Here is a 23,733-nt window from a genome sequence, read left to right on the forward strand (position 1 = left end):
AGTTAAAAGTTGAAGGTTAAAAGTTCAGGGTCCAAAAGTTAAAGCTTCAAAGTTGTAGGTTTTCACTTTATACTTTCAACTTTTCACTTTCTACTTTACACTTAATCCTGGTTATCTCTCCATTCGTAAACCCAGGCCGATTGAATTTGCTCCAAATGCCCTTCGTTACTTTCTTCACGTGTACCTTTAAAATTTGGCAAAGAAAGTACCCAATCTAACAGCTCTGTAAATCTGATACGGTATATTTTCGCTTCATTAAATTCAGCTCCAAATTTCTCGTAAAGCTCCTGCGCAATATCCTCGTGGTCGTTCCAGTAAATTGGTAATGCAAATTTATCGTTATTCATTCGTTTATTATTCTAATTGTTGAATTGCTTGAGTGCTTAATTGTTTAACTGTCTTCGACAGGCTCAGACTGACAAAGTATTTGGTTAACTGCTAACTGAAAACTGTTAACTGGCTTAATGTCCTAAAAATTCAGACTGATCTGGTATCGTTACTTCAATATCACCATCTATAATGATACATTGACAAGCTAAACGCGAAGTAATCTTAGGTCTCACTGCTCTATCAATAAAATCTTCTTCCTTATCTGATATTTCTTGAATATTATCCATCCCCTTGTTCACATAAATATGACAAGTACTGCAACCGCAAACTCCACCACAATTGTGCTGTAGTTCTATTCCATTATCCAAACAAACGTCTAAAACGTCTTCTCCGGCAGCAATAGGTAGCTCAACAGGCGCTTTGCCTTCTTCTTCAAAATTTATTTTTAATTTAAAAATACTCATAATTAATTGCAAAAGTAAGTAGCTAAAACCGCAATCCGATAATTATCTGGTTTTTTTAATGCTATTACTTAATGTTTTATATATTTCTAGTAATTGTGGCTGTTGTACCAGCAATTCTTCATGTTTTTTTAGGGTCTGCTCATCATTTCTAATGGCTGGTCCTGTTTGTACCGCTAAAGGCAAGGCATGTTGAACTTTTGCTGCCGTTTCATTAATTAATGGTCTTAAAATAGCAAAATCTAATTCGTTAAATTTCAAAACTTCATTTGCCAATGCATATAAATGATTGGTAAAGTTACAAGCAAAAACAGCTGCCAAGTGTAATATTTTGCGTTTTTCGCTATTTACTTCTACACTATGGGTACTTAATTTCGCTGCCAAGTGTTTTAAAGTTTGCAAAGCTATCTCATTATTCGCTTCTAAGCACAATGGAATATCGACAAAGCTCAATTCTTTATCTTTAGAAAAGGTTTGTAGTGGATAAAAAACACCATAATGCTCGGCAATCCCATTCAATACTTCCATATTCACGGCTCCAGAAGTATGTGCAATTAAGCCTTTAAAATCTTTAATTTGTTCGGCAATTTCGCTAATGGCATCATCCTTAACAGCAATCAAACATACATCTGCTTGTTGGTCAATTTCATTTAAACTGTCAATTGCTTGCGCATTGACTTGTTTTGCCAGTGTTAATGCATTGTTGTAATGATAGGACCAAACCTGGGCAATCTGCACATTTTTGGCTTGCAGTGCCTTGGCCAAATGTGTAGCTATATTTCCAGCGCCTATAATTACAATTTTCATTATTTTGTTTGCAGTTCTTTTTTCCTTCTAATAATAGACATCAAGAAACCAACTACCATTACAATTGTACCGATCCAATATAAATTGATATAAGGGAATTCAATAGATTTGAATACCAACCAGTCTTTAGCTGCTTCAGGCTTTTCGTAAATCATCACCTCAAATTTCTGTTGGTCTGGAATAATTTTAGTAAACCTTATTCTCAAACTTAGCTCATCAATTTTTCTGGCAAAATCGAAAGTATTGTTACCTTTTACCAAGAACAATGGTTCAGCTTTATAGATTTTACCACTTACATCTATTTCCATTGGCAAACCTACCGCTAAATCGCCTGGAGCAATTTTAAGGTCTCTCACAACTGGTTTACTATTTAAAGACTTAATGGTTAAAACCCCACTACTGGTATGGAGGGTATCTCCAACAGCTACAGTTACAATTCTAGGTGCTTTGTAGTTTTCATCTTCAGAGTGCCCTTCATGTGCTTCATGTTCTGGTTTTTTCTCAGCAGCAGCGGTAATGTGCGTATAAATATCACTTGTTAGGTAATGTTTGGTATCTGGAGAAGCAATCAATCCCATTCTACCATTTTCTTGGATACTTGGATTAACAATAAAGTCTTCTTTAACCTTACCAGTTTTTTCGTCAACTGCTTTAAAATTAAGCTTGTAATAAGTATTTGGGGCAATGGTAGTATCGCTGATATAGGTTACTGTATACTTGCCCATCTTTTTAGGCTCGTTTTTATACAGCATGATGTTTTCTCCTGGTTTTTGGTTTTTCTCAAAATCCTTAACCGGAATAAAATTGTTTGCATTAACCGAAATTGGATTGCTGGTAGCAGCAGCCACCAAGGCACCTAACAACAATAAGGCAAAACCAATATGCGCAACTGCAGAACCTGCTAACTTGTTGCCTTTACCAGCAAATACACCACTTAGCAATCTGGCATTACTTAACACCGAAAATATACAACTGAAAGTTAAAATCACATACATGAGATTGGTATACACGCCTGTTAACCATGCAAATGCCCCAGTAATAACCAATGAAAATACAATAGAAGAAATTAAGCTGCTATAGAATTTACGTGGGTCGGTTCTTTTATATTTTAAAAACTGCGAGAAACCAGAGATCAATGCAATTAAAACTGCAAATGGAGCCTGCCATTTATTATAGAATTTAATGGCATCTATCGGTGGTGAAAATGAAGTGCCAAAAGCCCTGTTAAATACAGGCACCGAAGTAGCAAATATAATATGGATACAAGATACGGTAACCACTAAGGCACCGATAAACATCCAGAACTCACGAGAATAAGTTTCTTCATCTTTATGGGTAATCGGCATTTCGTTCCATCTCCGTACAACAAAATAAACTGCAATACCCAAAAACACTACAATGTATAAGATCAGGTGGCCAAACATACCCAAATCGGTAAATGAGTGTACCGAGGTTTCGCCGAGAATACCACTTCGGGTTAAAAAAGAGGCATACAACACCAATAAGAAACTAACTAAAATAAGGGCAATGGCCGTAAAGTAGGCATGACCTGTATTTTTATAGGCAATAATTACGTGTACGCCGCCAATTAGGGTTAACCAAGGAATAATAGAAGCATTCTCTACCGGATCCCATGCCCAGAAACCACCAAAGTTAAGTGCCTCATAAGCCCAGAAAGAACCCATAATAATACCTGTACCCAATATCATTACCGCAAACAAAGCCCAAGGCAATACTGGTTTAACCCATTCTTTGTATCGTTTTTGCCACAAAGCCGCAATGGCATAAGCAAATGGAACCACCATACTGGCAAAACCTAAAAACAAGGTTGGTGGGTGGATAACCATCCAATAGTTTTGTAACAATGGGTTTAAGCCCTTACCATCTGTAATAAACTTAAGGTAGTTTTTGTATTTCTCTGGATCGTTGAAAACAGGAACCATTTCTTTCAGGTTCATCGCTTCTCTTAATAGGATAAAAGGCGAGCTACCAATACGTTCTCCAAAAATCTGTACGCCCAATAACATAGAAGTTAAGAACACTTGCGAAAATGCCACCACCGTCATTACTCCTGTTTCCCAAGTTTTGGCTTTCCAGATCAAAATAGCACCTAAAAGACTTTGCCAAAAAGCCCATAACCAGAAGCTTCCTTCTTGTCCTTGCCAAAAAGCAGAGATAATATAATAAACAGGGAGTTCTTTTGACGAGTGCGACCAAACATAATAATACTCGTTATAATGATTTAGGATAAGGTAAAACAGGGTTGTCCCTATACCTAAAATGCTCACTATATTTATAAAAAAGGCATAACGGCCAATGTTTATCCAAGATCTGTCTTGTTCGTTTTTGTTTTTAACTGCGAAAAAATAAGCGACAGTAGATAACAAAGACGCTACGAATGCAAGGACGATAAAAAACTGTCCTATTTTACCTGGAAGAAGATTTTCTCCAATAAACTGAATATGATCCATTAAGATTTTTTGTATTGTTTTACTTGACCATCCTGCTGTACTTCTACCAGGTTGTCGTTGTATTTAGAAGGGCATTTCATTAATATCTTTGATGCGTAAAAGGTATCATTATCCATTTTACCAATCAGCACCAATTTTTCTGAACGTTCAAAATCTTGTGGTTTAGTACCGTTGAGTACTACTTTTTTTACTTCACCTTTTTCATCTTTCATAAAAAAAGCAAAGTGGTTAGGATCTTTAACCGCATCGTATTGCATGCCTTTGCTTTTTTCCCAATGGCCCATTACATGCTCTTCTTTATTAGAAGTAGCTGCTTGTGTGAAATTAGAATACGTATCGGTATCTGCGTTTAAACTAACTAAAAAACCAATACAGATGGCAATCGTAATTAAACCAATTATTGCACTCTTTCTCATTTAATTAAAATTAAAAATCCTGACAACAAAGATAAAAAAACAATGCTACCTCAAGCATTTTCAGCCTTCGGTTATACGTATCGTGACAATTAATTGATAGTTCTCTAATTAAAACCTATTAGTTTTTAATCAGTCTATATAAGTATTTGAGAATAGCCGAGCTAAAGCACTGTTTTTATTTATACTTATCCTGAAGCAACTGAGGTACTGCTTTTCTAAGTTTGAGCACTTTAGCCCCACATACATTGGCTACATAACTTTCGTTTGGATGTAGGCGATAATAGTTCTGATGGTAAGCTTCTGCAGGATAGAAAGTATCAAACGCCTTAACTTCGGTTACTATTGCACCGCCATAAATCTTATCTCTATTAAATTTCAATATGGCACCCTCAATCTGTTTTTTCTCTTCCGCATTGCGGTAAAAAGCAATAGAACGGTAACTGGTGCCAATATCTGGACCTTGTCTGTTCAACTCTGTAGGGTCGTGCATATAAAAAAATGCTTCCAACAATTGTGCAAAGCTAATTACATTGGGATCGTAAATTACCTGCACTGCCTCTGCATGACCAGTTCGCTCAGATCCAACCTGCTCATAAGTTGGGTTTTTGGTAGTACCACCAGCATAACCACTTGTAGCTTTAATTACCCCTTTTAATTCACTAAACCCTTCTTGAACCGACCAGAAACATCCAGCGGCAAAGGTGGCTGTCTGCTGTCCTTTTTTTGCCTCGGGTAAAACTGCTTTGGTCTGCGCATCTCCGCTTCCACAAGAAGCGAATAAAAACAAGGAGATAATTAAAAATAGTCTATTCATGGCATTGATCATTTGTTACACTACAATATACGATGAAAAGCCAACAATGTTTTTCAACAATTGTCATGGTTTTTACAGATTATTCCAATCCATAAAAAAAGCCCTGCATCTTTTAAAGATACAGGGCTTTTTAAATATGATAGGTTAGCCTATGGCCAGATACCTAAATTCATGTACGAAATCGCAATTTTATCAATTGAATTTACAAATGCTGCAGTTCTTAAAGTTTTAATTGCAGGTTTGTTCATCAATGTTTCTCTAATTTCGCGGTAAGAGTGGATCATGGTGTCTTCTAAACCAGAGTTTACCAATTCCATTTCAGATGCACCTTTAACAATCATTAAACGGTTTTCTGCAGGGATGCTTTTTCCGGTTAAAGTTTCTAAAGTATTGATCAAGTTTGCATTTGAGTTTTCTGCGTAACGGCTTTCCATACGACCGAAAGCTACGTGAGAAAGGTTTTTCAACCACTCGAAATAAGAAACAGTTACACCACCAGCGTTACAGTACATATCTGGAATAATGATACCGCCCATTTCAGAGAAAATCTCTTCAGCTTCTGGTGTACATGGTCCGTTTGCACCTTCAGCAATAATTTTTGCTTTAATTCTACGGATGTTATCAGCAGTGATTTGGTTTTCTAAAGCTGCAGGAACCAAGATATCGCATTCTTGCTCTAAACCTTCCATTGAATTTTTAAAGTCTGTAGCACCTGGGAAACCTAAAATTGAACCAGTGTTTTTACGGTGAGCAAAAACCTCGTCAATATTTAAACCATTTGCATTGTAAATTGCACCTTCAAACTCGCAGATACCCACAATGATACCACCAAATTCTGCTAAGAATTTAGCCGAGTGGTAACCTACGTTACCTAAACCTTGTACAATTATTTTTTTATTTTCTAAACCAGCAGTTAAGCCAATTTTAGCCATATCTTCTCCAAAAGAAACACATTCACGTACCGCATAAGCAACACCACGACCTGTAGCTTCTTTTCTACCACGAATACCGTGTAAAGCAATTGGTTTACCGGTAACACAACCCAAGGCATCTAAAGAACCTGGGTTCATGGTCATATAAGTATCAGCAATCCAGCTCATTTCACGTTCACCAGATCCGTAATCAGGAGCAGGAACATCAATACCAGGGCCAATAAAATTCTTTTTAATCAATTCTGTTGTGTAACGACGAGTAATTGTTTCTAACTCTGCAACAGAATAGTTTTTAGGGTTGATACAAATACCACCTTTAGCACCACCAAAAGGAACATTTACAATAGCGCATTTGTAGGTCATTAAAGCTGCAAGTGCCATCACCTCATCTTCGTTAACCATTTCGCTATAGCGGATACCACCTTTTGTCGGACTCATGTGGTGAGAGTGCTCTACACGCCATGCGTCAATTACTTCAAAACCGTTTCCTCTACGTATAGGGAATTGAAAACGATATACACTGTTACATGCTTTTATTTGAGCCAATAAACCTTCTGGATGATTGGTAAATTGGGCGGCGCTATCAAAGTTCTTACAAACATCTGTAAAGAAACTTGTCTCGTTTGCTGTATTAGCCATTATTTGTTATTTTATAATTGGTTTTCTTCTTTTACGGGTGCAAAATTGCATTAAAATAACCCATTAATGCAAGTGAAATTTTGCTTAGTGTAAGATAAACACCATAATAAAAGGCCTAAAAGATTAGGTCTATGAGGTTTAAAATTAGTTTTTGTTAGAATTTTTTTTTTCTAACATTTTTAATCTCCTATCCAATGTAAACAGATAGATCAATAAACCTATTAGAATGATGGCCACACATATCACTACGATATATATTTTTCCGTTGCTGCGTAATGCATCGGCCATTTCAATATCGTTATTTTGGGCAAACAGGTTTAATGAAGTAATTAACATCATTAAGGTAAAAGCAAACTTCTTCATAATTATTGTTGTTTATAAACTAATGAACTAATTCTGAAACGGATGGTATACACCCAATAACCGATCAGGATCCATCCTAAACAGGCTGGGTAAAAAACCATACGCATTCTGCTATCCAGATCGTACATATTAAAACCCGGGTTACCCCCATTACCTGGGTGTAGCGAATCTTTTAAACGTGGCAGCACAAAGATGAGTACAATCATCATCGGAAAGGCAAAAATATTATAGATAGCCGAAATTTTAGCTCTTTTTTGCTCTTCATCTATGGCATTTCTTAAAATAAGGTAAGCAAAATACAATAAAAGAGAGATGGCCGAAAAATTCTGTTTCGGGTCAAAGCTCCAAAACTCGCCCCAGGCAAATTTGGCCCAAACCATACCCGTAAGTAGGCCTAAAATACCAAACAATACCCCTGCATTAACACTTTCTACAGCTTTCAGATCATCTTCTTCACTTTGTGTTGATAAAGATTTAACACTATAAAAAATAGAATTAGAAAAAAGTACAATCATGGCAAACCACATGGGCACATGGAAATAAAGGTTCCTTATCGATTCGTGTAAAATGGCCAAACGTGGCACACCTATTAAAAAGCCAGCAATTGTTGAGTAAAGTACCAAAACAGCACCTAAAATTTTCCACCAATTTTTTTTCATTCTATTTATTCGTATTAAGATGTGAGACCATCCATTTAATAGTTATTTCTTTATTCTTTTGCTTTGTTCTATTAATTTTCTTTCCGTAAAACAAAGTCAACATTTCATCGGTTCAAGCAGTCCCGCCTTCCATTACAAGTCCTCGCTACGCTGTGGGCTTTTCATTACAATCGGGTTTAAAAAACAACATTCAGTGCACAAAAACCAGATTTACATACTGCCTATCGCTATTTGCGTTGTGTTGTCTAATCACGCCACAAATATGGGAATAATATTAAAGACACCGCCATTACCATTACATTTATCACCGCTAAAAGCCCTATATCGTCTAAACTTACACTTCTGTCTAATCCATCTATGGCATTTTTAGCCAATTTGATCAGTACAATCAATACTGGAATAATGATCGGAAAACTTAAAATAGCCATTAACATACCCCCATTACCAGCTTTTGAGGCAATGGCCGAAACCATGGTAAACACGGTAGCAAAACTCAAACTGCCCAATACCGCAGCCACAAAATACATGGGCAAATCTGTTTCTTTTGGTGCCGGAAAGACGATACAGTAGAACAATAAGGCAATTAATGTTAAAGCGATCATCAATAAGCTATTATAAATGGTCTTGGCAATAATCAATGCCGTAGGACTTACCAAAGTATAGATATACAAATGCCTGCCTTTACTTTCTTGTAAAAAACTTTTAGCAATAGCATTAATAGAGGCAAAAAGCATAATGATCCAGAATAATGCATTCCAGGTTAGTTTTTCTGGCATTGAGATAAAAGACAGAAAGCAAACAAAAACAGTAGAAACTACATAAAGTAAAACACCATTGAGCGCATATTTAGACCGCCACTCTAACAACATTTCCTTTTTGACCAAATGTTTAACCTGATTTGCAATTTGCATAGCCACAAAGATAATCAAAAGCTTGGTTTAGGCGCTTGAATATTAAAAGTTGAAGGTTAGATGACTTTTTTAGGGGGGAATAGGAAATAGGGAATGGGAAATAGATAGAAAAGTTGAAAGTTGTAGGTTATAAGTTGTAAGTAAGTTAAAGGTTTAAAGTATAAAGTGAAAAGTTGTACGTTATAAGTCGTAAGTAAGTTGAAAGTTCTGGGTTATGTGTTAAAGATTCAAGCCGATTAATTTCGGACACCTGACTTTCCCACTATTACCAAATGAACCCTTGAGTAAAGTCTTTATACTTTTTACTTACTACTTTATACTAATATTATTAAGTTGTAAGTATGTTTTGTTCACAAATTGTGATGTTTATTAAATTCATTCACAAAATTGAGATATTTTAATAATGAACTATTGTCACATGTCTTTATACTTTGTACTAACTACTTTATACCAACGAACAAGTGAACCAATGAACCCAATCATCTTGTCAGTCTGAGCCTGTCGAAGACCAATTAACAAAACATTTCGACAAGCTCAATGTGACAGCTTTGAGAGTTGGCCATTGAATGAACAAACAACATATTCCCTATTCCCTACTTAAACTGATAAACGTTATGTCTTTATACTTTCTACTAGATACTTTATACTAAACCTATTCCCTATTTCCCATTTTCTATTCCCTAATGAGCTAATGAACCAATCTATTTCGTAATATTGTGTTGTGGAGCATAAATACTGTAGCGTTTTAAAAAGTCCAATTGGCGAGGTGATCATTTTAGCTGATGACCAAGCTGTGTACGAGATTACTTTTGGTAAAAAGGACATCACTGACTTGGCAGAAAATCACATCACAATAACGGCTAAAGCAGAACTACAAGCTTATTTTGAGGGCAAATCGAAAGAATTTACGTTTGCCATGATGCAGAAAGGAACTGAATTTCAGCAATCTGTTTGGGAGGCACTTTGTACTATCGGTTATGGCGACACCCTATCCTATCTCAAATTCTCCGAACAGTTAAATAATCCTTTAGCTATTAGGGCAATTGCGGCCACCAACGGAAAAAACAATTTGGCCATTGTAGTGCCTTGTCATAGGGTAATTGGCAGTAATGGCAAATTGGTAGGTTACGCTGGCGAGTTGTGGCGCAAACAATGGTTGTTAGAACATGAAAAAGAAATTAGTGGCAAAGGACAAATGACTTTAAAGTTTTAAAAATGAACCCATATTTAGATATCGCCCTGCGTAGTTTGGCTGTTTATGCTTTTATGCTGATTGCTATTCGCCTAACTGGTAAAAAAGAACTTTCGCAATTAAATACCATTGATGTGGTTTTGATCTTATTGATCAGTAACGCGGTACAAAATGCCATGGTGGGCAACAACACCAGTTTATTGGGTGGTTTGGCCGCAGCGGCTGTATTGTTTATCCTCAATTATATCTTAAAGAAAATAACCTTTAAGAACAAAAAACTAAGGGATTTTATTTTTCAGCATCCAGAAATTTTGATCCACGATGGCAAATTAAATTTCGACAAACTGAGCCATTTGGGAATTACCGATGAGGAATTGAAAGAAGCGATGCGAGAACATGGTGTAGAGCATTACAAGGATGTAAAATTGGCCATATTTGAGGTTGATGGAAACATTAGTATCATTACCGGAACCAAAGACTTAAAACAAACTCATTTTAAACGCAAAAAAGTACACAAAAGCTTGGGTTTAAATATGTAAACCTGCAAACCGTTTTCAGCTATAATTCGTAAATATTCTAAAAAGTAGTTTATGAAGGGTTTAGCTATACTTTTATTGATCACCTTAAGCAGTTTCTCTGCAGAAAAAAATACACCTGTTGCCAAAATAGAGTTGAAAAAGTATGCTGGCACCTGGTATTCTCTCTATTCTATCCCCACCATATTTGATAAAGGCAGTAGAGAAACGATTACCAGATACACTTTAAATAACGAAGGCTATTATGATGTACTGACCACCTATAAAAAACCTAGTGATGAAACGACCTATTCCAGAAAATCGAAAATGTTCCCTTCAGAAAAAGGGCAGAATGGCGAATTGAAAGCTCAATTTATTTGGCCCATTAAAGTAGATTATTGGATTATTGAACTGGCCGATGATTATTCTTATGTAGTGGTAGGCCATCCAGATCGCAAATTCTTATTTATCATGAGCCGTAACCAAAAAATGGCCAAAAACGTTTACGATGAAATTGTAGCCAGATGTAAGGCAAAGGGTTATGAGATAAACAAACTCACCTCGCAAATGCATTAATTAGGCCATAAATTTTCACCTTTTCTTACACTTGTTACCAAAAGAATAACCGCCACTAACAATACTATCCACCCCCACTGGTAATGGATAGTTTTTGCTAAAACCTTATCAAAAAATTTAGAGTTGAAGTAATGGTTAGATTTAAAATATACAGCAGCAGCCATTAAAACAGCCCATGCAAACATTACAAAAGACAATAACCTAAATGCTCTTAACTGTCGTACAAATAAACACAATGAGGTTAATGCAATTAAAGCTATGGAAATGAAAAATAAACGGCTATCAGTTTGATATAAATTCCAATTTCCTTTAAATGGCACCTTAATCATTGGTGATATGGTAATGGCAATTACCGCTAGCAAAAGACCGATATAAGCATTTATTTTATTGATGATCAACATATTTGCAGAGTTAAAAGTTCAAGGTTGAAAGTTATCAGTTCAAAGTTACAAGTAATACGTTATAAGTTGAAGGTTAAAAGTTATAAGTTGAAAGTTTAGATGAATAGGCCTGCAACACACAACTTGTAACCCATAACATTATTTCCTAGGATCAATACCCATTTTATCTGCGAAGTGGGCACAGTAATCACGTAAATCTTCTACAATGTTTTCTTCGCCCGTTGCCTTTAAAAAACTATCGCCCATGGTCTGTAAGGTTTCATAAAAAAAACGTTTCATCTCATCAACAGGCATGTCTTTTGTCCAAAGGTCAATACGCATAGAGTTTTTATAGTTGTGGTCCCACAAGGCCAAAATCATCGATTTTACAGGCACTTGATCTTGTGTTTCTGCATCTGTACTTTCCCAAAGAATATTCTCTGGCATGTTCTGGTTATCTAATTCTACAGTTATCTTTATTTCTGCTTTTCTCATGTTATGAATGTTTTCACTGATTTAAATCACTTCACCTATGGTAATGTTAAATACAGTTGATATGGTGCTGTTATTTTTTCGGTTGCAAATATGCTGATTTTACAAAGCAAATTTCAACACGCTTCGTTTTACTTTTGTAATATTAAAAAAAGAACAATGGTGAGTGCAACAAACACCATTTCTACCAGCCAAATGCGTTTCAAATCTTTTAAGGTGAACCTAAAGATCAAATCGCTAATAATAGTAACGACGATCAATGCCGCAAAGATCAATTGATAGAACTTGCTCATCTGTACATGCCCTACACTGGTAGTTTTTGGTTGGAAAAAACTGACCGCCAAAAAAGCAATACCTAAGGCTGTTACAATGTTTAAAGGGGTTAATCGCAGTTTCATTTGTTATAAATTAATTATTACTATAGAAAGTACCCCATCAGTTCCAATAAAATAACACAGAAAAAGAAAAAGATTAAGGCTACAATCGTCAACAGTATTTTTTCAGCGATGCTCGCCTTTTTTAAATCTTTTAAAAAAAATCTGATAAGCAAACGAATACTGAATAGCCCAAAAGCGAGAACAAAACAAATTAAAGCAAATAATGGATTTAAATTAAGTCCATCTGTTCGTAACGCACCGATTGTAAAGAAAATTGCCCCAGCTAAAAGTAGTGCTATAAACACATTAAAAACAGTAAATCTAACTTTCTTAAGCATACAGTTTACTTCTTTTTATCAAATCGTTTTTTATTCTTAAAAACTTTGGCTTTGTATGCTTTATTCCTAGTTTTTTCTCTTTCGCGTTCTTCTATCTGTTTGGCATTCTTCTTTTCGTGGAAAGCCCCTTTAAAATCTGGATCTTCTTTACGTTTCTGGTTGTCGATCTCTCTGGCAATATGCTGACGTTCATCATAAGGCGTTTCTTCTACAAAAACTTCTTCTGGAATAGGCAGCACCGGAATATATTGACGGATTAACTTTTCGATTTTACGGATATAGTACTTCTCAGCCTCTGTACAGAAAGTAATGGCATCGCCAGTGGCAAAAGCCCTACCTGTGCGCCCAATTCTATGCACATAATCTTCAATAATGATAGGTACATCAAAGTTGATGACATGGCTTACATCAGTTACATCAATTCCTCTAGAAGCCACATCAGTTGCTACTAAAACCCTAATATTTCCTTCTTTAAAGCTATTGATAGAGTTAATTCTGGTGTTTTGTCCTTTATTGGCATGGATCACCCGAACAGATTCTTCGCCAAAACGACGAACAATAAAACTATAGATGTTATCAGCTACCGTTTTGGTTTTACAGAAAATGATCAGCCTATTAAATGCTTCATCATCTTTAAGTAAATGCTGTAATAAATTGATTTTTGTTTTAAAATTTGGCACTTCGTACAACACCTGCGTTACCGTTTGTGCCGGTGTAGCCTGCTCAGATGCTTCGATAATGGTAGGATGTTTCAAAAAGTCGCCGGCAATTTTTTGTACCAGCTCACTCATCGTTGCCGAAAAAAGCAAGTTCTGACGTTTACGTGGCACCACCTCTAAAATACGGTGAATAGAGCCAATAAAACCCATATCCATCATTTTATCAGCCTCATCTAGCACCAAAAACTGGAGGTATTTGGTATTGATCTCTCCAGACAGGTAAATGTCTAAAAAACGACCTGGCGTGGCAATAATGATATCTACTCCTGCTTTAATCTGTTCTTTTTGGGCTTTTGGACCTATCCCTCCGAAAATAACAACAGAACGCAGATCGGTATAGGCAGAGAAAAGCTTTACCTGCTCTGCAATTTGCATGGCCAGTTCTCTGGTTGGTGCTAAAATTAAAGCTCTTGCTGCATCGCCCTGTGCATACTTTAATTTCATTAACATTGGCAGTACATAAGCCGCTGTTTTCCCTGTTCCAGTTTCTGCAATGCCACAAATATCCTGACCAGATAAAACTGGTGCGATTGCCTTTTCCTGAATAGGTGTAGCAACGGTATAACCTGCATCGGCAACTGCATTTAGGATCTGCCTATTTAAATTAAATTCTTCGAACGATTTTGCCATAGCGCACAAAGATACGGAATAAGGTTGATATGGGCCGTGGATTACCAACTACTCCTTGGTTCGTATCCTACGAACCAATATTATACCCCCCTCATTCTTTCTACTTTATATTCAATTTTTTCTGTTAAAACACTAACTTTATCGCCATGAATACTTATCTGATCAAAGGCGCTACTTTAGTTAACGAAGGCAAACAATTTATAGCTGATGTTTTGGTTAAAAATGGACGGATTGAGAAAATCGGCCAAGGATTATCTGCCCCAGCAGCACAAGAAATTAATGCAGAAGGGCTTTACCTTTTACCGGGCATGATTGACGACCAGGTTCATTTTAGAGAACCCGGACTAACGCATAAAGCAGATATTTTTACAGAAAGTATGGCAGCTGTGGCGGGTGGTATTACCTCTTTTATGGAAATGCCTAATACTGTGCCCAACACTTTAACCCAAGAGTTATTGGCAGATAAGTATGCCATTGCCGCAGAAACTTCATTGGCCAATTACTCATTTTATATGGGTGCCAGCAACGACAACATTGAAGAGGTTTTAAAAACCAATGCTAAAGATGTTTGTGGCATTAAGGTTTTTATGGGTTCATCAACCGGAAACATGTTGGTAGACAATGAAAAAACTTTAGAAAACATTTTTAGTAAAGCACCTATTTTGGTGGCTACACATTGTGAAGATGAACAAACCATTAGAGAGAACTTAGCCATTTTTAAAACCAAATATGGTGAGGATCTTACTATAGATATGCACCCCTTGATCCGTAGTGCAGAAGCCTGTTACAAATCTTCGTCTTTAGCGGTTGAGTTGGCTAAACGTTACCAAACCCGTTTGCATATCCTCCATATTTCTACTGCTAGAGAGATTGCCTTGTTTGACAATAGCCTTCCTTTAGCAGAGAAAAAGATTACTGCCGAAGCCTGTGTGCATCACCTGTGGTTTAATGATACCGATTATGCTAAAAAAGGAAATTTCATTAAATGGAACCCAGCGGTAAAAACGGCAGCCGACCAAGCTGGTATTTTACAAGGGGTTTTAAACGACAATATTGATGTAATTGCTACAGACCATGCGCCACATACCTTGGCAGAGAAGCAACAACCCTATGCACAAGCACCATCTGGCGGACCATTGGTACAACATGCCCTACCTGCGCTTTTAGAAATGCATTTGCAGGGTAAAATATCTTTAGAAAAGATTGTAGAAAAAACCGCCCATAATGTGGCCATCTGTTTTGATGTAGAGCAACGTGGTTTTATTCGCGAAGGCTATTGGGCAGATTTGGTTTTGGTTAACCTGAACGATGCGTTTAAAGTAACCCCATTAAATATATTCTATAAATGTGGTTGGTCTCCGTTTGATGGAGATACTTTCCAGGCCAGCATTACACATACTTTTGTTTCGGGTAACTTGGCTTACCAAAATGGAAAGTTTGTAACCAGAGAATTTGGAAAAAGATTGAGTTTTACCAGATAAGTTTCTTTGATTTAAATAGAGAACTTTAGCCAACAAATCGATTAAGTTTGTTTCAATAAATTATGCAGGCAACACTACTTCGTAAAGTCTTGATCCAAACGGCCATTCTTGTTGGCCTTACTATTCTTTTATCCATTTTTGGCTTATATCCGAACTTGGTGCTCAGTTGGTATTCAAATGGCCTTTATCCTATTATCGCTATTGTTCTAAGGTGGGTCTCTTCCATTTTTCCTTTTGCCTTGGGCGATATTTTATATACTTTACTGATTTTATTGGCGATCAGAAAATTGATCCTGTTCTTTAAAAGAAGAAAATTACTGACCAAAACAGACCGATTAGCTGTTCCATTAAAGCTCTTCAACATTATCCTTTTGCTATCTATCAGTTTTAAATTGCTCTGGGGCCTCAATTATTCTAGACCCAGCATTACCCAGCAATTAAATATTAGCAACGAGAAATATTCGGTTAAAGAATTGGTGTTGTTGGGCGATTATTTTATTGAAAAGCTCAAAGCATTACAACCTCAAACTACCCCAAAACTCAGTTATACCATTGCTGAACTTAAAGAAAAAGCCGTAGTTGATTACCAACGAATGGCTGAGAAAAATCCATTTTTTAGCTACAAAGCACCATCTGTAAAATCTGTTTTAAATGGCTGGATGGTAAGTAAGATTGGTATTGAAGGTTATTACAACCCTTTAAGTGGCGAGGCCAATTTGAACATGAAACTGCCTGCTTGGGTATTGCCATTTGTAACCTGTCATGAAATTTCGCACCAAATGGGTGTAGCCAGAGAAGACGAAGCAAATCTGGTTGCTTATCTGGTGGGCATCAACAGCAAAGATGCCAACTTTTTGTACTCAGTTAACTATAACATGTTACGCTACATTTTGTTAGAAGTTAGGATTAAATCGCCTGAAGATTATGCGACAATGCTTAACAAAATAGACCCTAAGGTATTGGCTAATTTTAAGGCAGAAAATGAGTTTTGGGCAAAATATAATGGAGACATGTCTACCTATATGGGTGTTGCCTTTGATAAATTTTTGAAACTGAACAAGCAGAAAAGCGGCATAGACAGTTACCAGAATATTGTAATTTGGTTATGGAATTTGCATAAGAAGGAATTGGTTCATTAGTATAAAGTAGTAAGTAAAAAGTATAAAGACATCATGCTAATCAGTTCATTGGTTCACTTGTTCATTAGTAAAGCATCCCAATTTTGTGAATGTATTTAGCAATTATCACAATTTGTGAACAAGACTTGCTTATAACGTACAACTTTATACTTTCAACTTCAATTCCATCTTCCCTTTTACATCTTACATCCATTCTCTATTTCCTATTTACTATTCCCTATTTCCCTCTTCTACCCATGTATCGCTTCCTTTTTCCCAAAAGTTTGGATCAATTCGCCTTCAAAGGCCAACCACTCTTTCCAACGTTTATCTACATCAACATCAATGGTATATTTACGGGCAAAGTTTAAGAAAGTAGTATAATGACCAGCCTCAGAAACCATCAAATCATGATAAAATTTGGCCAAGGCTGCATCTTTGATATTTAACGAAAGTACACGGAAACGTTCACAACTTCTGGCTTCAATCATTGCTGCAAACAACAATCTTTCAATAAATGAGGTATTTCGGCTTCCATCTCTTTTACAGAATTTCATCAACTGCCCCACATAATCGTCTTTTCTACCACGACCTAAAGTATAACCCCGCTCTTTAATAATATCAACCACCTGTTGAAAATGTTGCATTTCTTCTAAAGCAATAATAGTCAGTTCCTGCACCAAATCAATATGTTCGCAATTATCAGCAATTAGGTTAATGGCATTGGTTGCTGCTTTTTGTTCGCACCAAGCGTGGTCGGTTAAAATCTCTTCTAAATTAGATTCAGCAATATCTGCCCAACGTGGGTCTGTTAATAATTTCAATCCTAGCATAAGTCCAAAATTAAGCAATTAGTCTGAAAATTGATTTGTGAGCAACGTCAAATCTTCCATTTTACATTACACATTTCCCATTTTATATCTTCCATTTTACCTTTTACCTACTTTTTACATCTTTAGGACTTTAACCTTACAACATTATCGTAAATTTGGCCTGTTATGGCAAAAATATCCATCAACCTGGCTACAGGTTCATTACAACAAGAAGAAATTATAGTTGGTATAGATTTAGGTACAACCAATAGTTTGGTTGCTTTTATCAATCCAGATAAAAACCCACAGGTAATTAATGATACTGGAAAAGGGCTTTTGGTACCATCTGTGGTACATTTTAATGAATATGGCGATGCTGAGGTGGGCAATGAAGCTAAAGCTTACCTTACTACAGACCCTACAAACACCATCTTTTCGGTAAAACGTTTATTGGGTCGCTCTTATAAAGATGTAGCTGGCCATCAAGATATTTTTAGCTATAAAGTGATTGATGATGATACCGATGCTTTGGTAAAAATTAAAGCAGGAAATAGATTTTACACCCCAATTGAGCTTTCGGCCGAGATTTTAAAAGAATTAAAAGCCAGAGCTGAACACGCCTTAAAAACTCCAGTAAATAGGGCTGTAATTACTGTTCCAGCTTATTTTAACGATAGCCAAAGACAGGCCACACGTGATGCAGGGAAATTGGCAGGATTAGATGTATTGCGCATCGTTAACGAGCCTACTGCAGCCAGTTTAGCTTATGGCTTGGGCTTAGACCCAACACAACAAAAAACCATTGCTGTTTACGATCTGGGAGGCGGCACTTTTGATGTTTCTATTTTACAAATCCAGAATGGCATTTTCGAAGTACTTGCTACCAATGGCAACACCTTTTTAGGCGGAGATGACTTTGACAGAGCGATTTTAAACTACTGGATAGCGCAAAATAAATTAGATATTAAAGAGGTAGCGCAAGACAATATTTTGATGCAGACTTTACGTTTGCAAGCAGAAGCAGCCAAAAAGGCATTATCGACACAAAATTTATACAATGAAAAGGTTGGCGAAATCTGGTGCACACTAGATAAACAAACCTTTGAGCAATTGATTGCTGATAAAGTTGCCGAAACCTTAAATTGTTGTAAACAGGCTTTGGCCGATGCCAATTTAAGCATTGCCGAAATTGACGAGGTTGTTTTAGTAGGTGGTTCTACACGTACACCTTATGTAAAACAAGCGGTAAGTACGTTCTTTAATCGCCAGCCACACGATCAGATCAACCCTGATGAGGTTGTGGCCTTAGGAGCCGCTATACAAGCTGATATCCTTGCGGGTAACCGATCTGACATTCTGTTATTAGATGTTACCCCACTTTCTTTAGGTATAGAAACTATGGGTGGTTTAATGGATGTGATTATTGCCCGTAACAGTAAAGTGCCAACCAAAGCCGGCCGCCAATATACCACTTCTATTGATGGCCAGGTGAACATGAAGATTTCTGTTTACCAAGGCGAGCGTGACCTAGTTAAAGAAAATCGCAAATTGGCTGAGTTTGATCTCAAAGGAATTCCGGCCATGCCTGCAGGTTTGCCAAAGGTTGACATTAACTTTTTATTAAATGCAGATGGAATTTTAACTGTTCAGGCCATTGAGTTACGCTCTGGCGTTAAACAAGAAATTGACATTGTACCAAGTTATGGTTTAAGTGACGATACCGTTGAAAAAATGTTGATTGATAGTATTGAAAATGCCAAAAGTGATGTAGAACAACGCATGCTTATTGAAGCGAAGAGTGAAGGCGAACAATTGGTTTATACTGCAGAACGTTTCATTAAAAAGAATGGCAACATCTTAAACGAACAAGAACTGACTTTAACCATTGTAATTATTGCCGAACTTAAAGATGCTTTAGATAGTGGAGATAAAGACCGGATCCTTAAAAAAGCCGACGAACTGAATGAGTTTACCCGTCCGTTTGCAGAACGATTAATGGACATGGCCGTTGGGCAAGCCATGAAAGGTAAAAGCATAGACAAGCCTTAGTATCCTATCTTCTATTAATAGTTTAATTTGAAACATTAAGGCATTAAGGAAATATCTATTGTGGCAATAAAGGTTAGTCCACTATTGCTTAGGTGTCTTAGATGGTAAAAAAGAGACATGAAGTTTTTGTTTGCGATGTAGTGAACATTACAAGCCCGTTTTTTTAACAACATAGGCAAAACAACAACTATGTGTCCTATCTTTTTATGTGGTCAATGATTTTCTACCTATTTGTATCACCACCTTAGCAAGCTAAGAAAGGCTGAGCTTGATTTGAAATATTAAGGCATTAAGGAAATATCTATTGTGGTAATAAAGGTTAGTCCACTATTGCTTAGGTGTCTTAGATGGTAAAAAAGAGACATGAAGTTTTTGTTTGCGATGTAGTGAATATTACATGCCCGTTTTTTTAACCACATAGGCAAAACAACAACTATGTGCCCTATCTTTCTATGTGGTGAATGATTTTCTACCTATTTGTATCACCACCTTAGCAACCTAAGAAAGGTCGAGCTTGATTTGAAATATTAAGGCATTAAGAGAAACATACGCTATAGGGCACATTTACTCAGGTGTCTTAGATGGTTAAAACCAATTAATAAAACATAAGGCAAAATAATTTACCCTATGTTTCCCTATGGTCAATAACTATTGTTCGTAAACAGACAATGAGGCACCAGCAACCGGTGTTGCTCCACTTGCGCCTAATTGACTAAAAGCGAAACTACTCCCCATATCTGTATTGGTTTCTACCACACAATAGTAAGAGCTTGTTACCCAAGAGCAACCGCTCAAATCTGCGTCATCAACTTTAATGTAATGCACACCTGTGTTGATGTACTTGTACTCTGCTGTTTTTGTGCTTAATTTAAAGGCGCTTTGGGTAAGCATAATGGCTACACCAAAAACCAAGGTCAAGATCATTAAGTTGTTTCTCTTTAATGTTTTCATGTTTAGTGATTGCTATTTTACCATTGAAAAAGCAAACGAAAAAGGATAGGTGAATAAAATAGGGTTAAGTTGAACTGTTGTAACTGAGGTATACAACATCACCTGTTAAGAGAAAACACTCCAGGTTTTCTGCTAACGTTTTGTTTAAGGCTAGTTCTAAATTAATAGATTAAAAATTATAAATGCTGTTCATTTTATAAATTAAATAAGCTGTAAATACATCCAATTGAACAAAAAAAATGAAAAAGTAAACGCTCGCTAATTTCTTTTTAATTGTTATTTTAGTCTTAAGATTAAAGTTCAATGAAAATAACTAACTCCCTAATTTTTACGCTGATCACGAGTGTGCTCTTCTATAGTTGTATACAAACCCCAAAGCAACAAACAACAGCAGCACCACTTTATCCAACTGTAAGTTATCTCGATATTAAACTGGATTCAACTGGAAAACTCCCATCAAATCCTTATGTATTGACCTTTAAAAATGGGAAAAAGGAGATCATTTTCTGCGGTGTAAACCACCTTACTGATGATAGCGATATTAGCAATCCTATGTTTGCAGGTATTGAACAACAATTTTTTGCTTCTAAACCAGAAGTCTGCGTAAATGAAGGTGGCGATCTTTCTAAAAAAGTGTATGCTTCAAAAAAAGAAGCACTATTGCAAGATGGAGAAATTGGCTTGGTTAAAATTCTGGCTGATAGCCTTAAAATTAAAACAGTGAATGGTGATATCCAAGATAGCCTAGAGTTCAAATCGCTATTGAAACAATATACCAAGGGTGAGTTTTTGGCCTATATTGTAACCGAGCGTTTAATGTGGGGATTAAAAGGAGCCCGTATAACTGATAGTGTTGCCATGGCAGAGAAATTTGATGGTTTTATCAAAAACTACATCATGAAAAAAGGTGCTGTACAATTGAGCAAGGAAGAACAGACCCTTGCCTTTTATAAAGCCAATTACGAAAAACTGCTCAACAGACCATTTGCCTTAGAAACATTAGCCCCAACCAATCCATTTGATCCGAAAGGAAAATTTCAGCAAATTGGCCGAAAATCTAAAGAGATCAGAGACCAATACCTATTACAAACCATTGATCAATTATTAGATAAGCAAGACAAGGTATTTGTTGTGTTTGGTGGCTGGCATCTTTTAACCTGCGAACCCGGATTAAAAGCGATTATTGACAAAAAAAGATAACATTACTCCTCCCCTTTTTTCAAAAACAGCAGATGATAAAAAGAATAGATGTAACAGCCTACACAAATTGCAAAAACACCTTCTAGCAGGGCGAAAATAATTAACACTATGGCTAATCCCATGGCCAAATTAGGGAAGTTAAGCAGGTATACTCCACTAATTAACAAACAGAAAACAAAGCCCATGGTTGCAGCAAATTTCTTAGGCGCCAGATCTTTCATTTTTTGGGGCAAGGAAAATAATTTAAAGATTTGAGAAGCGATCATCCTTAATATGCTCCATTTACCAGATGTAAATGCCCGTATTGCAAAATCTATAGTTAAAAAAACCATTGCCCAATAATTGCCCATCAGGATACAAATTACTGTAATTATTGCCGTTAATATGGCAATAATCCTAACTACACTTTCATTAATCCGCTCTGCAGAGATTGGGCACGTTAAATCCATTTCAGCTCTATTTTTTCAAAGATATTGTTTGTTGTTTGCTGAATGAAGGCATAAGTGTGATTATGACATTGTAAATATGATCTGTTAACAATTTGAAAATATTTGGTTTTCGAAGGATTATATTATATTTAAAGAATGAAAAAAGTAGCGTTCTTCTCTCTCCTTATTCCGGCATTAATTATTGCCCTGATTTTATATATCGGCAAGGCAAATTATTTTGATTCGGGGGTAGACCTTAACCTATTTGATACTTCTATCCAATTAACCTATTGGATGTTGGTTATTCCTTTTCTATTGATCTCATTTTTCCTTTTTAGCTTGTTATCGGCCATTGCTACAAAATTTAAAGTAAGTGCTTTTAATGGGCTTTTATTTATCAGTTCTCTGGGCATTTTGTTGATCAGCATTCAATTACTTATCATCTTGTTATAGTTTACGCATAAAAAAACCTCCTGAAGATCATTCAAGAGGTTTATATTTTTTAGTCGCTAACAATTATACGTTAAAACGGAAGTGCATAATATCACCGTCTTCTACAACATAGGTTTTACCCTCTACACCTAATTTACCTGCATCTTTACAAGCTGCTTCTGAACCTAAGGTTACAAAATCATTGTATTTAATTACCTCTGCACGGATAAATCCTTTTTCAAAGTCTGTATGGATTACTCCTGCAGCTTGTGGTGCAGTAAAACCTTTGGTAATGGTCCAAGCTCTTACTTCTTGTACACCAGCTGTAAAGTAAGTATATAAATCCAACAAACGGTAAGCCCCTCTAATCAATTTATTTACACCTGATTCAGTTAAACCTAGATCTGCCAAAAATTCTTGTCTTTCTTCGTAAGATTCCAATTCAGCAATTTCTGATTCTATTTTGGCAGAAATGATCAAAACTTCTGCGTTTTCATTTTTAACTGCCTCTTTTACTCTTTCGGTATAAGCATTACCATTGATCACAGATCCTTCCTCTACGTTACAAACATACATTACAGGTTTTTGCGTTAATAGGCCCAAATCTTGGATAAACTCAAAATCTTCTGCCTCAATTGCTGCAGAACGAGCCGAATTACCTGTTTCTAATTGTGCTTTAACCACAGTTAAAATATCAAAAGTTCTTTTGGCATCCTTATCGGTCTTCGCCATTTTTTCTACCTTTTGAATTCTTTTGGTCACTGTATCCAAATCTTTCAATTGCAGTTCGGTATCGATAATTTCTTTATCTCGAATTGGATCTACAGAACCATCAACATGGATTACATTTCCATCATCAAAACAACGCAATACATGAATAATCGCATTGGTAGCTCTAATATTCCCAAGAAACTGATTACCTAAACCCTCTCCTTTTGAAGCTCCTTTTACCAAACCCGCAATATCTACGATTTCTATGGTATTTGGCTGTACTTTATTTGGCTTTACCAATTCTGCCAATTTGGTCAAACGATCATCTGGTACTGTAATTACCCCAATATTTGGTTCAATTGTACAGAATGGAAAGTTTGCTGCTTGTGCTTTTGCGTTTGATAAACAGTTAAATAAGGTTGATTTACCAACGTTGGGTAACCCAACTATACCACATTGTAATGCCATGTTTCTTTTAAATTATACTTGTTTAAGCCAAGTTAAGGGCCTAATTATTGTTTGCTATTTT

Annotated in this window: 27 protein-coding genes; 8 read left to right on the forward strand and 19 right to left on the reverse strand. The window is 36.3% G+C overall.

Annotated elements, in window-relative coordinates; translation table 11 throughout:
• Positions 1-101 precede the first annotated feature (101 nt).
• The 10 genes from iscX to AQF98_RS01465 form a co-directional block, all read right to left on the reverse strand.
• Positions 102-347, reverse strand: a complete 246-nt coding sequence (iscX, locus tag AQF98_RS01420) for a Fe-S cluster assembly protein IscX (protein WP_055130132.1) — start codon at positions 345-347, stop codon at positions 102-104.
• Positions 348-461: 114 nt separating this feature from the next.
• A complete protein-coding gene (locus AQF98_RS01425) occupies positions 462-794 on the reverse strand; it encodes a 2Fe-2S iron-sulfur cluster-binding protein (RefSeq protein ID WP_055130133.1) in 333 nt (110 codons plus the stop codon).
• A 42-nt stretch (positions 795-836) separates the two neighbouring features.
• On the reverse strand, positions 837-1,598 hold the full coding sequence (locus tag AQF98_RS01430; RefSeq protein WP_055130134.1) for a Rossmann-like and DUF2520 domain-containing protein: 762 nt from the start codon (positions 1,596-1,598) through the stop codon (positions 837-839).
• Entirely contained in the window at positions 1,598-4,069 is a 2,472-nt protein-coding gene (locus AQF98_RS01435; RefSeq protein WP_055130135.1) for a heme lyase CcmF/NrfE family subunit, read from the reverse strand. The genes AQF98_RS01430 and AQF98_RS01435 overlap by 1 nt, the downstream gene beginning before the upstream one ends.
• On the reverse strand, positions 4,069-4,485 hold the full coding sequence (locus AQF98_RS01440; RefSeq protein ID WP_055130136.1) for a cytochrome c maturation protein CcmE: 417 nt from the start codon (positions 4,483-4,485) through the stop codon (positions 4,069-4,071). Before AQF98_RS01440 ends, AQF98_RS01435 begins: the two co-directional genes overlap by 1 nt.
• A 175-nt stretch (positions 4,486-4,660) precedes the next feature.
• Positions 4,661-5,299 (reverse strand): peptide-methionine (S)-S-oxide reductase MsrA, encoded by a 639-nt coding sequence (gene msrA / locus AQF98_RS01445; protein WP_055130685.1) that lies wholly within the window; start codon positions 5,297-5,299, stop codon positions 4,661-4,663.
• Positions 5,300-5,448: 149 nt separating this feature from the next.
• Positions 5,449-6,870 (reverse strand): Glu/Leu/Phe/Val dehydrogenase, encoded by a 1,422-nt coding sequence (locus AQF98_RS01450; RefSeq protein WP_055130137.1) that lies wholly within the window; start codon positions 6,868-6,870, stop codon positions 5,449-5,451.
• Positions 6,871-7,014: 144 nt separating this feature from the next.
• Complete coding sequence (locus AQF98_RS01455) at positions 7,015-7,233, reverse strand: CcmD family protein (RefSeq protein ID WP_055130138.1); 219 nt, start codon at positions 7,231-7,233, stop codon at positions 7,015-7,017.
• 2 nt (positions 7,234-7,235) lie between these two features.
• Positions 7,236-7,892 carry a cytochrome c biogenesis protein CcsA gene (gene ccsA, locus AQF98_RS01460; protein WP_055130139.1) on the reverse strand — a complete coding sequence of 219 codons (657 nt, stop codon included), beginning with the start codon at positions 7,890-7,892 and terminating at the stop codon, positions 7,236-7,238.
• A 245-nt stretch (positions 7,893-8,137) separates the two neighbouring features.
• Positions 8,138-8,803, reverse strand: coding sequence for a heme exporter protein CcmB (locus AQF98_RS01465; protein ID WP_055130140.1), 666 nt, complete (start codon positions 8,801-8,803; stop codon positions 8,138-8,140).
• A 721-nt stretch (positions 8,804-9,524) separates the two neighbouring features.
• Here AQF98_RS01465 and AQF98_RS01470 point away from each other — a divergent pair.
• Genes AQF98_RS01470 through AQF98_RS01480 form a run of 3 tightly spaced genes read left to right on the forward strand, consistent with a single transcriptional unit; the run spans position 9,525 to position 11,086 of the window.
• On the forward strand, positions 9,525-10,016 hold the full coding sequence (locus tag AQF98_RS01470; RefSeq protein WP_055130141.1) for a methylated-DNA--[protein]-cysteine S-methyltransferase: 492 nt from the start codon (positions 9,525-9,527) through the stop codon (positions 10,014-10,016).
• Between the two features lie 2 nt (positions 10,017-10,018).
• Entirely contained in the window at positions 10,019-10,534 is a 516-nt protein-coding gene (locus AQF98_RS01475; RefSeq protein ID WP_055130142.1) for a DUF421 domain-containing protein, read from the forward strand.
• A 51-nt stretch (positions 10,535-10,585) separates the two neighbouring features.
• Entirely contained in the window at positions 10,586-11,086 is a 501-nt protein-coding gene (locus AQF98_RS01480) for a lipocalin family protein (RefSeq protein ID WP_055130143.1), read from the forward strand.
• Here the strand turns inward: AQF98_RS01480 and AQF98_RS01485 are convergent.
• The 5 genes from AQF98_RS01485 to AQF98_RS01505 form a co-directional block, all read right to left on the reverse strand.
• A complete protein-coding gene (locus AQF98_RS01485) occupies positions 11,083-11,487 on the reverse strand; it encodes a hypothetical protein (RefSeq protein ID WP_055130144.1) in 405 nt (134 codons plus the stop codon). The genes AQF98_RS01480 and AQF98_RS01485 overlap by 4 nt on opposite strands.
• Before the next feature lie 138 nt (positions 11,488-11,625).
• Entirely contained in the window at positions 11,626-11,961 is a 336-nt protein-coding gene (gene gldC / locus AQF98_RS01490) for a gliding motility protein GldC (RefSeq protein ID WP_055130145.1), read from the reverse strand.
• 128 nt (positions 11,962-12,089) lie between these two features.
• The gene (locus AQF98_RS01495) at positions 12,090-12,356 is read right to left on the reverse strand and encodes a hypothetical protein (RefSeq protein WP_055130146.1); all 267 of its coding nucleotides are present in this window, start codon (positions 12,354-12,356) and stop codon (positions 12,090-12,092) included.
• A gap of 20 nt (positions 12,357-12,376) precedes the next feature.
• Positions 12,377-12,673 carry a hypothetical protein gene (locus AQF98_RS01500; RefSeq protein ID WP_055130147.1) on the reverse strand — a complete coding sequence of 99 codons (297 nt, stop codon included), beginning with the start codon at positions 12,671-12,673 and terminating at the stop codon, positions 12,377-12,379.
• Positions 12,674-12,678: 5 nt separating this feature from the next.
• Positions 12,679-14,022, reverse strand: a complete 1,344-nt coding sequence (locus tag AQF98_RS01505; RefSeq protein WP_055130148.1) for a DEAD/DEAH box helicase — start codon at positions 14,020-14,022, stop codon at positions 12,679-12,681.
• A gap of 146 nt (positions 14,023-14,168) precedes the next feature.
• On the opposite strand from AQF98_RS01505, the gene AQF98_RS01510 reads away from it, so the two are divergent.
• Together AQF98_RS01510 and AQF98_RS01515 are read left to right on the forward strand one after the other, a co-directional pair.
• Positions 14,169-15,503 (forward strand): dihydroorotase, encoded by a 1,335-nt coding sequence (locus tag AQF98_RS01510; RefSeq protein WP_055130149.1) that lies wholly within the window; start codon positions 14,169-14,171, stop codon positions 15,501-15,503.
• A gap of 62 nt (positions 15,504-15,565) precedes the next feature.
• On the forward strand, positions 15,566-16,642 hold the full coding sequence (locus AQF98_RS01515) for a DUF3810 domain-containing protein (protein ID WP_055130150.1): 1,077 nt from the start codon (positions 15,566-15,568) through the stop codon (positions 16,640-16,642).
• Between the two features lie 230 nt (positions 16,643-16,872).
• Here AQF98_RS01515 and AQF98_RS01520 read toward each other — a convergent pair whose 3' ends face one another.
• Positions 16,873-17,454, reverse strand: coding sequence for a tRNA-(ms[2]io[6]A)-hydroxylase (locus AQF98_RS01520; RefSeq protein WP_055130151.1), 582 nt, complete (start codon positions 17,452-17,454; stop codon positions 16,873-16,875).
• 165 nt (positions 17,455-17,619) lie between these two features.
• Here AQF98_RS01520 and hscA point away from each other — a divergent pair, with 165 nt between their 5' ends.
• Positions 17,620-19,482 (forward strand): Fe-S protein assembly chaperone HscA, encoded by a 1,863-nt coding sequence (gene hscA / locus AQF98_RS01525; protein WP_055130152.1) that lies wholly within the window; start codon positions 17,620-17,622, stop codon positions 19,480-19,482.
• 648 nt (positions 19,483-20,130) lie between these two features.
• Here the strand turns inward: hscA and AQF98_RS01530 are convergent.
• Positions 20,131-20,433 carry a hypothetical protein gene (locus AQF98_RS01530; protein ID WP_055130153.1) on the reverse strand — a complete coding sequence of 101 codons (303 nt, stop codon included), beginning with the start codon at positions 20,431-20,433 and terminating at the stop codon, positions 20,131-20,133.
• Between the two features lie 303 nt (positions 20,434-20,736).
• Here AQF98_RS01530 and AQF98_RS01535 point away from each other — a divergent pair, with 303 nt between their 5' ends.
• A complete protein-coding gene (locus tag AQF98_RS01535) occupies positions 20,737-21,633 on the forward strand; it encodes a hypothetical protein (protein ID WP_055130154.1) in 897 nt (298 codons plus the stop codon).
• A 2-nt stretch (positions 21,634-21,635) separates the two neighbouring features.
• Here AQF98_RS01535 and AQF98_RS01540 read toward each other — a convergent pair whose 3' ends face one another.
• Entirely contained in the window at positions 21,636-22,082 is a 447-nt protein-coding gene (locus AQF98_RS01540; protein WP_055130155.1) for a DUF4395 domain-containing protein, read from the reverse strand.
• Positions 22,083-22,217: 135 nt separating this feature from the next.
• Here AQF98_RS01540 and AQF98_RS01545 point away from each other — a divergent pair, with 135 nt between their 5' ends.
• Positions 22,218-22,514: a hypothetical protein gene (locus tag AQF98_RS01545; RefSeq protein WP_055130156.1), complete on the forward strand. Its 297-nt coding sequence runs from the start codon at positions 22,218-22,220 to the stop codon at positions 22,512-22,514.
• A gap of 63 nt (positions 22,515-22,577) precedes the next feature.
• Here AQF98_RS01545 and ychF read toward each other — a convergent pair whose 3' ends face one another.
• Positions 22,578-23,672 carry a redox-regulated ATPase YchF gene (ychF, locus tag AQF98_RS01550; RefSeq protein WP_055130157.1) on the reverse strand — a complete coding sequence of 365 codons (1,095 nt, stop codon included), beginning with the start codon at positions 23,670-23,672 and terminating at the stop codon, positions 22,578-22,580.
• Positions 23,673-23,733 lie beyond the last annotated feature (61 nt).

Source organism: Pedobacter sp. Hv1 (genome assembly GCF_001412215.1).
Classification (GTDB): Bacteria; Bacteroidota; Bacteroidia; order Sphingobacteriales; family Sphingobacteriaceae; genus Pedobacter.

Coding starts and splice junctions, on each gene's coding strand:
- AQF98_RS01440 (WP_055130136.1), bottom strand. CDS start 4,485: ATGAGAAAGAGTGCAATAATTGGTTTAATTACGATTGCCATCTGTATT.
- AQF98_RS01485 (WP_055130144.1), bottom strand. CDS start 11,487: ATGTTGATCATCAATAAAATAAATGCTTATATCGGTCTTTTGCTAGCG.
- AQF98_RS01475 (WP_055130142.1), top strand. CDS start 10,019: ATGAACCCATATTTAGATATCGCCCTGCGTAGTTTGGCTGTTTATGCT.
- hscA (WP_055130152.1), top strand. CDS start 17,620: ATGGCAAAAATATCCATCAACCTGGCTACAGGTTCATTACAACAAGAA.
- gldC (WP_055130145.1), bottom strand. CDS start 11,961: ATGAGAAAAGCAGAAATAAAGATAACTGTAGAATTAGATAACCAGAAC.
- AQF98_RS01455 (WP_055130138.1), bottom strand. CDS start 7,233: ATGAAGAAGTTTGCTTTTACCTTAATGATGTTAATTACTTCATTAAAC.
- AQF98_RS01510 (WP_055130149.1), top strand. CDS start 14,169: ATGAATACTTATCTGATCAAAGGCGCTACTTTAGTTAACGAAGGCAAA.
- AQF98_RS01465 (WP_055130140.1), bottom strand. CDS start 8,803: ATGCAAATTGCAAATCAGGTTAAACATTTGGTCAAAAAGGAAATGTTG.
- AQF98_RS01495 (WP_055130146.1), bottom strand. CDS start 12,356: ATGAAACTGCGATTAACCCCTTTAAACATTGTAACAGCCTTAGGTATT.
- AQF98_RS01520 (WP_055130151.1), bottom strand. CDS start 17,454: ATGCTAGGATTGAAATTATTAACAGACCCACGTTGGGCAGATATTGCT.
- AQF98_RS01500 (WP_055130147.1), bottom strand. CDS start 12,673: ATGCTTAAGAAAGTTAGATTTACTGTTTTTAATGTGTTTATAGCACTA.
- AQF98_RS01540 (WP_055130155.1), bottom strand. CDS start 22,082: ATGGATTTAACGTGCCCAATCTCTGCAGAGCGGATTAATGAAAGTGTA.
- AQF98_RS01545 (WP_055130156.1), top strand. CDS start 22,218: ATGAAAAAAGTAGCGTTCTTCTCTCTCCTTATTCCGGCATTAATTATT.
- AQF98_RS01515 (WP_055130150.1), top strand. CDS start 15,566: ATGCAGGCAACACTACTTCGTAAAGTCTTGATCCAAACGGCCATTCTT.
- ccsA (WP_055130139.1), bottom strand. CDS start 7,892: ATGAAAAAAAATTGGTGGAAAATTTTAGGTGCTGTTTTGGTACTTTAC.
- AQF98_RS01530 (WP_055130153.1), bottom strand. CDS start 20,433: ATGAAAACATTAAAGAGAAACAACTTAATGATCTTGACCTTGGTTTTT.
- AQF98_RS01430 (WP_055130134.1), bottom strand. CDS start 1,598: ATGAAAATTGTAATTATAGGCGCTGGAAATATAGCTACACATTTGGCC.
- msrA (WP_055130685.1), bottom strand. CDS start 5,299: ATGAATAGACTATTTTTAATTATCTCCTTGTTTTTATTCGCTTCTTGT.
- ychF (WP_055130157.1), bottom strand. CDS start 23,672: ATGGCATTACAATGTGGTATAGTTGGGTTACCCAACGTTGGTAAATCA.
- iscX (WP_055130132.1), bottom strand. CDS start 347: ATGAATAACGATAAATTTGCATTACCAATTTACTGGAACGACCACGAG.
- AQF98_RS01435 (WP_055130135.1), bottom strand. CDS start 4,069: ATGGATCATATTCAGTTTATTGGAGAAAATCTTCTTCCAGGTAAAATA.
- AQF98_RS01425 (WP_055130133.1), bottom strand. CDS start 794: ATGAGTATTTTTAAATTAAAAATAAATTTTGAAGAAGAAGGCAAAGCG.
- AQF98_RS01535 (WP_055130154.1), top strand. CDS start 20,737: ATGAAAATAACTAACTCCCTAATTTTTACGCTGATCACGAGTGTGCTC.
- AQF98_RS01505 (WP_055130148.1), bottom strand. CDS start 14,022: ATGGCAAAATCGTTCGAAGAATTTAATTTAAATAGGCAGATCCTAAAT.
- AQF98_RS01480 (WP_055130143.1), top strand. CDS start 10,586: ATGAAGGGTTTAGCTATACTTTTATTGATCACCTTAAGCAGTTTCTCT.
- AQF98_RS01450 (WP_055130137.1), bottom strand. CDS start 6,870: ATGGCTAATACAGCAAACGAGACAAGTTTCTTTACAGATGTTTGTAAG.